The organism is Rhodococcus sp. Leaf247, from assembly GCF_001426185.1.
Lineage (GTDB): Bacteria > Actinomycetota > Actinomycetes > Mycobacteriales > Mycobacteriaceae > Rhodococcoides.
In genome coordinates, this window is sequence record NZ_LMRP01000004.1 from 604,268 (window position 1) to 612,658 (window position 8,391).

Below are 8,391 nucleotides of genomic sequence, written 5' to 3' on the forward strand. Positions count from 1 at the left end.
CTCGTGATGATTCGTTCGGAAGACGTGGAATCGGCGATCGCCGACATTGCGGCCGGTCGCCCCGTGGTGCTGACCGACGACACCGGCGGTGTGACGACGGGGGATATCGTGTTCTCCGCCGAACTGGCCACCGCGTCGACGATGGCCTTCACCGTCCGGTACTCCAGTGGGTTGGTGTGTGCGGCGATGTCCGGCGAGATACTCGACCGACTCGACATTCCGCCGATGATCCTGCAGGCCGAGAACGGATCACGACCCGCCTTCACGGTGTCCGTCGACGCCGTCGCCGGGGTGACCTCCGGAATTTCGGCGGCGGACCGGGCGAGGACCGTGCGTGCTCTTGCCGAGTCGAACGCGGTACCCGCGCACTTCCACCGGCCGGGTCACCTGCCCGCCCTCCGGTGCCGGCCCGGCGGTGTCCTCGCGTGGCGAGGGCGTGCGGAAGCGGCGATGGATCTGGTTCGCACCGCAGGGCTCACTCCCGTCGGGGTGCTGGTCGAGCTCGTCGACGACGAAGGTTCGGTGAAAAGCGGTGTGCGCATTCGTGAGTTCGCCGATAGGCACGACCTGTCGACGGTGTCGATCGATTCTGTCATCGAGTATCTGCGGCGGCGGGAGGTTCTCGTCGATCGGGTGGCGAAGACTCGATTGCCGACGCGTCACGGGGTTTTCACCGCGTTCGGATATCGCGGGGCATTCGGTGGGCCCGACATCGTTGCTTTGGTCAGCGGCACCGTGGTGGGTCGACGGTCGGTGCCCACGTGGATCCATCGGGAATGTCTGATCGGAGACGTGTTCGGCACACTCGGGTGCACGTGCGCCGAGCGGGTGGACGACGTGCTGGAACGACTGGCCGCGACAGACGGCGGCGTCTTCGTCTACGTGCGTCGCGCGTCCGCCGAGGGGATCGGTCGGCCGTGTCGAGCGGGCGACGCGAGTGTGCTCGCCGAAGCCGAGCAGATTCTCCGTGACCTCGGGGTCGAGTCGTTCGAGATCGACGGCGGCGACCTACGCGCGGCGGACGCGGACGCTCACGCCGGGTGACCGGCGTGAGCTCCGGGGGGCGCCACGGAGCGGCGGCGCGGTCGCCACTGAACGTGGTCTGCCAGCACGGCCGCCAACAGAATGACACCGGTGATGATCTGCTGCCAGAAGGTGGGCACATCGGACAGGCTGAGTCCGTTCTGCAGAACGCCGATGAACAGCACACCCAGCATGGAGCCGCCGACACCGCCGACACCGCCGGCCAGAGCTGTTCCGCCGATCAGGATGGCGGCGACGGCGTTGAGGGGAAGCGTGTTGTCTGGCGACGGTGTGGACGCTCCGATCCGTCCGACCGCGATCACGGCGGCGAGGGCCGCCATTCCTCCGGCGACCGCGTACACGGTGATGTGTGTCCGCGACGTTCGGATACCCGACAGCTTGGCCGCTGTCATGCTGCCGCCGACCGCGTACACGTCCCGACCGAAGTAGGTCCGGTTCTGGACGAACGAGAACACGACGAGGGCCGCGATCATGATGAAGATCGGCGTCGGAAGTCCGAAGAACTTGTCGATCGCGACGAGGTCGACCGCGTCGGACTGGACGAATTGCGCATTGGTTCCGGACCAGAGACTGACCACACCGGTCAGAGCGGTCATCGAGGCGAGCGTCACGACGAACACGTTGAGACCGAAGACACCCACCATGATGCCGTTCGCCACCGCACCCACGACAGCCCCGAACACGACTGTCAGGACGATGGCGACGGCTCCGGGCATTCCGTTGTCGAGGGTCGTCGCCAGGAACACACCACACAGCGCGACCACTGCGCCGGAGGACAGGTCGATACCACCACTGATCTGAACCAGTGTGGCGCCCAATGTGACCAGCCACAGAACCGCCACCGACGTCGCGATGTTGACGAGGTTGGTTCGGTTGAGAAAATTCTCCTGGTACACCGACATGAACACGACGAGTAGTACCAGAAGAATCAGGACGGGCCGGAACAATCGCGTCGACTGCCAGACCTGGCGGAGGATGCCGCTGGTCTCGGAGTCGTCCCGGATGTTCTCGATGCGCTGCACGGTGGTACTCACAACAGTCCTCCTGCGGCCGCGGTCGCGATGGCGGCCTCGGTCATCTCGTGGGATGAGAAGCGGCGGACGATCGCGCCGCGGTACATGACGACGATGTCGTCGCACAGCTCGATGAGCTCGGGAACGTCCGACGAAGTCACCAGTAGAGCCAGGCCTTCGTCCGCGGCGCGGCGTAATGCGTTGTGCAGTTCGGCTTTCGCGGCCACGTCGACACCCCGGGTCGGTTCGTCCAGAAGCAGGACGCGAGGTTTCGATGCGAGCCACTTGGCGAACAGGACCTTTTGTTGATTGCCTCCGCTCAACGACCGAACCGACATTCGCGGTGAGGCGAAGCGGAGGGCGAACGCCGCGACTGCGCGGGCGAGCAGTCCGGATTCGCTCCGCGAGCGGACCACCTTCCACCGCGCCGCAGTATGGGTGGTCACCATCGCCGCGTTCTGGGTGATGGACATCGACAGAACGAGACCCTGCAGCTTGCGATCGGGCGGGACGTACCCGATGCCGGATGCGATTGCCGACCTCGGCGACCGTTTGGTGCTCTCGGCTCCGTGAATGGTGAGCGTTCCCGCAGTGACCTCGCGTCTGCCGAAGATCAGTTCGAGCAGTTCGCTGCGTCCGGACCCTTCCAGCCCCGCGACTCCGATGATCCGGCCGGGAAAAAGATCGAGATCGACTCCGCACACCGCCTCGCCCGATTCGACGCCACTCATGCGGACTGCTGCACCAGCGTCGACATCGGGGTACCGGACGCGATGGACGTCGCTACCAGATCGTCCGAACTCGGTTCCCACCATCGCCGAGACCAGCGAGTCCGGCGTGAAGCCCGCGGTGGGTCCGCCGGCGACTGTGAGTCCGTTGCGCATCACCGTCACCGACGAGCTGATCTCGAAGACCTCGGGGAGTCGGTGCGAAACGAACAGGATGCTGACGCCCCGCTCCACGAGGACGCGCAGCGCCGTGAAGAGTTCTGTCACCTCGTGCTCTGTCAGCGAGCTGGTGGGTTCGTCGAGGATCAGGATGCGACTGTCGAGGGAGATGGCGCGCGCAATCTCGATCATCTGTTTCTGATCGGGTCGCAAGGTGCCGACGATCCTGTCCGGGTCGTAGGCGATGCCTACCGTGGACATGATGTCCGTTGCGCGACGGCGAGATTCCCTCCAGTTCACCACCCCTCGACTCCTTGCCAGGCGCCCCAGAAGAATGTTCTCCGCGACGGAGAGGTGTTCGGCGACGGCCGTTTCCTGGGAGACCATGGCGATTCCCTGCCTGACAGCGTCGGCGGCGTCCCGGAAGCGAAGCGGCCGACCGTCGAGGAGGATCTCACCCTCGTCCGGTTGTACTTGACCGGACAGGATTCCCAGCATGGACGACTTCCCGCACCCGTTCTGTCCGATGAGCGTGTGAATAACACCTGGATGCTCGAGGACGAGGGACGCGCCCCTCAGTGCACGTGCACCGCCGTACGACTTGTGGATGCCGCGGAGCTCGAGCAGTGGAGCGCGGTGCTCGGTGTGCTGCTCCGGCGATGGGGATTCCGTCACGATCGTCCCGATCTCTCTCGTCGAATACTGAGGGACAGAAGCATCATTCGTCTCAGTCGAACCACACGGCCTGATCGATGTTCTCGGCCGAGACAATGTACGAGGGGACCGCTATATACGGCTCGATGGGCCCGCCTTGATCGGTGACCGTGTTGTACGCGGCGATGGCGGCCTGCCGCCCGATCTCCTCGAACGGTGTGCGGTAGGCGAACTCGACTCGTCCGGCCTCGATCGCGTCACCGGTGATCGATTGGCCGGCGCTGGGATTGACGACCTTCGCCTCCGAGCCCTGCGTGGCGACGGTCGTGCTCAGTGCCACCGACGATTGGTCGTTGTAGGCGGCGATGACATCGACGTCCGGATACTTGGTCAGAATCGTGGAGGCGGCGGTGCTGTACGCCGCGGGTGTGTCCTCGGTGGCATCGACGTTGCCGAGGTACTCGAGCCCCAGCTCCTCGGCCCAGAACTTCTCGCGGTCCACCAGGTACGCGAGGACCGCGACGGGGAGGCCGAGTCCCATCGTGGCGAAGCCGGCTCCGGGAGTCTTGTCGGCGATCGCCTTCACGGTGCGATAGGCGGAGTAGTCGAATCCCTGGGAGATTGAGGTGACAGCGCCCGCGACGGTGTCGTCCGGCCCGGCCGATCCCACGACCGTGATGAACGGGACGCCCTTCTCGGTGGCCTGCGCGATCGAGGGTGCCAACGCCTCGGCGAAGACCGGGCTGCAGATGATCACGTCCACGTCGGCGGCCAACAACTCGTTGGCCTGACTCACCTGCTTCTGCGGGTCCAGCTGAGCGTCCTTGGGAACGAACGTCCCGCCGAGCACTGTCACCTCGGCCTCGATCGCATCCTGGATGGCCACCAGCGACGGCTGTGCGGTGCTCACTCCCAGGTACCCCACCTTGAACGGAACACCCTCCGCAACAGAAGGATCCGCGAGTACATCGAAGTACCCGGCGTCCGGTCCCGCGTACTCCGTCGGCACGTCCACGGACAGGTCGCTCGGTGTCGCCCCGTCCGCCCTCTCTTCGGTAGCGGCGGAACAGCCGGCCAGGGCCATCAGCGCCACCGACGCCACAGTCATCACATTCCGCACCCGCGTGGTGGACCTTGTCGTGGTCATCATTCGTCCTTCGATGGCTCGGTGACCGTGGATCGATCGCGTTTGCCGACAGTAGATGATTGAGTTACATTTGATCAAGTAATAGCGAAAGTGTTCCGATCCTGAGTGGACGTCCGGTCTGGAGTGGATCGAGTCGTCAACTGCGGCGAGGAACGTCTGTCACGCTGCTGTTCCGGCGTCGTCCGTTCGTATGCCCGAACGCCGCCGGTGACCTGTCCACCAGAGCCCTGGAGTCACCATGCAGATCGCGATCGTTCTCTACCCGCGCTTCACTGCGCTCGACGTCGTCGGACCCTACGAAGTTCTGAAGCTGATGCCCGACGTCGATGTGCGCTTCGTCGCGCACGAGGTGGGACCCGTGCTCGCCGACAGCGGGATGCTGTCGTTGATGGCGACGGACACCTACTCGGACATCGATGCCCCGGACATCGTGTTGATTCCGGGCAGTCCCATCGGGACAGAGGACGCGATGGCGGACCCGGTGCTTCAGGAGTGGCTGAAGAGGGTCCACGAGACGACGACATGGACCACGTCGGTGTGCACGGGTTCCCTGGTACTCGGCGCCGCCGGAATCTTGCAGGGATTGCCGGCGACGTCGCACTGGTCGGTGCAGGACCGACTCGCGGAGTTCGGAGCCGAATCGAGGCCCGGCGATCGCATCGTCCGAGCCGGCAAGGTTGCCACCGGAGCCGGCGTATCGGCAGGAATAGATTTCGCTCTCTGGTTGGCCGGTGAAATCTGCGGGGAAGAACGCGCACGAATGATTCAGTTGGTGATCGAATACGATCCCCAACCGCCGTTCGATTCCGGCCACCCGCACAAGGTCACCGAGGATTTCATCGACAGAACTGTCGCGGCCATGGTGCCGTAGTCGCCACGATTTTCACGGCTTCGGCAACATGCGGTGCAGCGGATTGTTGCTGACCGGCGTCCCAGTTCGACGTCCCGGTAAAGACTTGACTATCTCCGGGGCGTCGGCTGTGGCTCGCGTCGCGTCGTGCAGTCGCATCTCACGGGTGTTCCCGCGGCCGATCGCCGGCGCTGTGTATTTGCGTCGGGCCGGTCCGAGGCATCCGGGACATGTGATCTCCGTGGGGATTTGGTCCATCGGATACTGCTGATGTGTGGACTCGCAGGTGTTGGCGCAACGGAAAACATAAGTCGGCATCATGGCAGTTTAACCGGTGATGAAGTCGACCACGACCCGAAAATTGCCGGTAGCACGGAAGGAAACATCTTGTTCACGCAAAGTACTCCGTCGCACACATGCCTATGGAAGAGTTCGACCCATATGTTTTTCCGGACCACGCCTGCGAGGAGACGAACGTGCCCGAACTGCTCTTTCCGTTGGATTCATCGAAAACTTTCACCGATCAGAAAATCGTCGGACACAACCGATGGCACCCGGATATCCCGGCGGCAGTCACGGTCAAACCCGGTGACAGCTTTCGGGCGCATTGCCGGGAGTGGTTCGACGGCGCCATTCACAACGACGATTCCGCGCAGGACATCCTCGAGGCGCCGCTGAACAATGTGCACACGTTGTCCGGCCCGTTCGCCATCGAAGGCGCCGAGCCGGGCGACCTCCTGATCGTCGACATCCTCGATATCGGGCACATACCGCAGGAGGATTCGGGTCCACTGGCGGGCCAGGGGTGGGGCTACACCGGTATCTTCGCCAAACACAACGGCGGCGGCTTCCTGACCGACCAGTTCCCCGACGCGTACAAGGCGATCTGGGACTTCTCCGGCCAGAAAGCGACGTCGCGCCACGTACCGCATGTCGAGTTCACCGGCATGGTCCATCCGGGTCTGATGGGAACGGCGCCGTCGCACTCGTTGCTGGGAACGTGGAACACCCGCGAGGCAGCGCTCATCGCTACCGATCCCCAGCGAGTTCCGCCCCTGGCGCTTCCACCGGAACCCGACGGTGCGATTCTGGGATCGCTCACGGGTGCCGACTTCGCACGAGTCGCGGGTGAGGGTGCGCGCACGGCTCCGCCGCGCGAGAACGGTGGCAACCAGGACATCAAGAACCTGACCAAGGGTTCGCGCATCTTCTACCCTGTGTTCGTCACCGGGGCCAATCTCTCGTTCGGCGACCTGCACTTCTCCCAGGGCGATGGTGAGATCACCTTCTGTGGTGCCATCGAGATGGGCGGATTCCTCGATCTGCGTGTAGACCTGATCAAGGGCGGAATGGAGACATACGGCGTGCGCGAGAACGCCGTCTTCATGCCGGGAAACACCGATCCTCTGTACTCGGAGTGGATTGCGTTCTCCGGCACCTCGGTGACACTCGACGGTGAACAGCGATACCTGGACTCCGACCTCGCATACCAGCGAGCGTGCCTTCATGCGATCGACTATCTGACGAAATTCGGTTACAGCCCGGAGCAGGCATATCTCCTGCTGGGTTCGGCACCGATCGAGGGGCGCTTGTCGGGTGTCGTCGACATTCCGAATTCATGTGCCACGGTCTATCTTCCGACTGCCATATTCGACTTCTCCCTGGAGCCGACGTCCGCCGGTCCGGTGCAGATCGATCCCGGCATGGGAGCTCCGAAGGCGTCGCGACGCTGAGTGAGCCGCCGACTCTCACACGCGGCCAGGCCGGGCACTAGGAGTGCCCGGCCTGACCTTTTCGGCCCGAACAACTGTCGCCGACAGACTAATTCAGCCCAGTCGGCGCAGACGGGGTTCGAGATCGGTCTTGAACAGCTCGAGGAATCGACGCTGATCATGGCCCGGCGCATGGAACACCAGGTGGTTGAGACCGGCGTCGACGTACGGCTTGACCTTCTCGACGGCCTCGTCGGGATCGGACGCGACGATCCACCGCTTGGGTGGTTGAGACCGGCGTCGACGTACGGCTTGACCTTCTCGACGGCCTCGTCGGGATCGGACGCGACGATCCACCGCTTGGCCACCTGCTCGATCGGCAGCTCGTCGGCGGCCTTCTCCATCTCGATCGGGTCGTCGATGGAGTGCTTCTGCTCCGGCGTCAGTGACAGCGGAGCCCAGAAGCGCGTGTTCTCCAGCGCCGCATCGGCATCCGTGTCGTACGAGATCTTGATCTCGATCATGTGATCGATGTCGTCGACGGGTCGCTCCATCTTCGCCGCACCCTCGACGACGGCCGGAATGAGCTTGTCGGTGTAGAGCTCCATGCCCTTGCCCGAGGTGCAGATGAAGCCGTCACCGCTGCGTCCCGCGTAGCGCGCGACCACCGGGCCACCTGCCGCGATGTAGACGGGAACGCCGCCCTCGGGCACATCGTAGATCGATGCGCCCTTCGTCTTGTAGTACTCACCCTCGAAGTCGACGCGGTCGCCGAGCCACAGCTCGCGCATCAACGACACTGCCTCGCGCAGGCGCGCGAACCGTTCCTTGAACTCCGGCCATTCGCCGTCGAATCCGGTCGCGATCTCGTTGAGGGCCTCACCGGTGCCGACGCCCAGCATGATCCGGTTCGGGTACAGGCACGCCATCGTCGCGAACGCCTGSGCGATCACGGCAGGGTTGTAGCGGAACGTCGGAGTCATGACCGACGTGCCCAGCTGCAGGGTCTTCGTGCGCTCRCCGACGGCCGTCATCCACGCGAGCGAGAACGGGGCGTGGCCGCCCTCGTGGCGCCAGGGCTGGA

General features: G+C 64.2%; 6 protein-coding genes and 1 pseudogene. 3 read left to right on the forward strand and 4 right to left on the reverse strand.

Annotation, left to right across the window (positions count from 1 at the left end; all coding sequences use genetic code 11):
• Window positions 1-6 precede the first annotated feature (6 nt).
• Entirely contained in the window at window positions 7-1,044 is a 1,038-nt protein-coding gene (locus ASG64_RS20820) for a 3,4-dihydroxy-2-butanone-4-phosphate synthase (RefSeq protein ID WP_056076171.1), read from the forward strand.
• Here the strand turns inward: ASG64_RS20820 and ASG64_RS20825 are convergent.
• The 3 genes from ASG64_RS20825 to ASG64_RS20835 are packed head-to-tail and all read right to left on the reverse strand — an operon-like array spanning window position 1,032 to window position 4,745.
• Entirely contained in the window at window positions 1,032-2,078 is a 1,047-nt protein-coding gene (locus ASG64_RS20825) for an ABC transporter permease (protein WP_056076174.1), read from the reverse strand. The genes ASG64_RS20820 and ASG64_RS20825 overlap by 13 nt on opposite strands.
• Window positions 2,075-3,619, reverse strand: a complete 1,545-nt coding sequence (locus tag ASG64_RS20830; protein WP_062575826.1) for a sugar ABC transporter ATP-binding protein — start codon at window positions 3,617-3,619, stop codon at window positions 2,075-2,077. The genes ASG64_RS20825 and ASG64_RS20830 overlap by 4 nt, the downstream gene beginning before the upstream one ends.
• A gap of 52 nt (window positions 3,620-3,671) precedes the next feature.
• Window positions 3,672-4,745: a sugar ABC transporter substrate-binding protein gene (locus tag ASG64_RS20835; RefSeq protein ID WP_162245408.1), complete on the reverse strand. Its 1,074-nt coding sequence runs from the start codon at window positions 4,743-4,745 to the stop codon at window positions 3,672-3,674.
• Window positions 4,746-4,983: 238 nt separating this feature from the next.
• On the opposite strand from ASG64_RS20835, the gene ASG64_RS20840 reads away from it, so the two are divergent.
• Window positions 4,984-5,616 carry a DJ-1/PfpI family protein gene (locus tag ASG64_RS20840; RefSeq protein ID WP_056076180.1) on the forward strand — a complete coding sequence of 211 codons (633 nt, stop codon included), beginning with the start codon at window positions 4,984-4,986 and terminating at the stop codon, window positions 5,614-5,616.
• A 455-nt stretch (window positions 5,617-6,071) separates the two neighbouring features.
• Window positions 6,072-7,328 (forward strand): formamidase, encoded by a 1,257-nt coding sequence (gene fmdA, locus ASG64_RS20845; protein ID WP_056076183.1) that lies wholly within the window; start codon window positions 6,072-6,074, stop codon window positions 7,326-7,328.
• Window positions 7,329-7,421: 93 nt separating this feature from the next.
• Here the strand turns inward: fmdA and fgd are convergent.
• A pseudogene (gene fgd, locus ASG64_RS20850) lies at window positions 7,422-8,391 on the reverse strand (glucose-6-phosphate dehydrogenase (coenzyme-F420)); the annotation flags it as partial.

Coding starts and splice junctions, on each gene's coding strand:
- ASG64_RS20820 (WP_056076171.1), top strand. CDS start 7: ATGATTCGTTCGGAAGACGTGGAATCGGCGATCGCCGACATTGCGGCC.
- ASG64_RS20840 (WP_056076180.1), top strand. CDS start 4,984: ATGCAGATCGCGATCGTTCTCTACCCGCGCTTCACTGCGCTCGACGTC.
- ASG64_RS20835 (WP_162245408.1), bottom strand. CDS start 4,745: ATGACCACGACAAGGTCCACCACGCGGGTGCGGAATGTGATGACTGTG.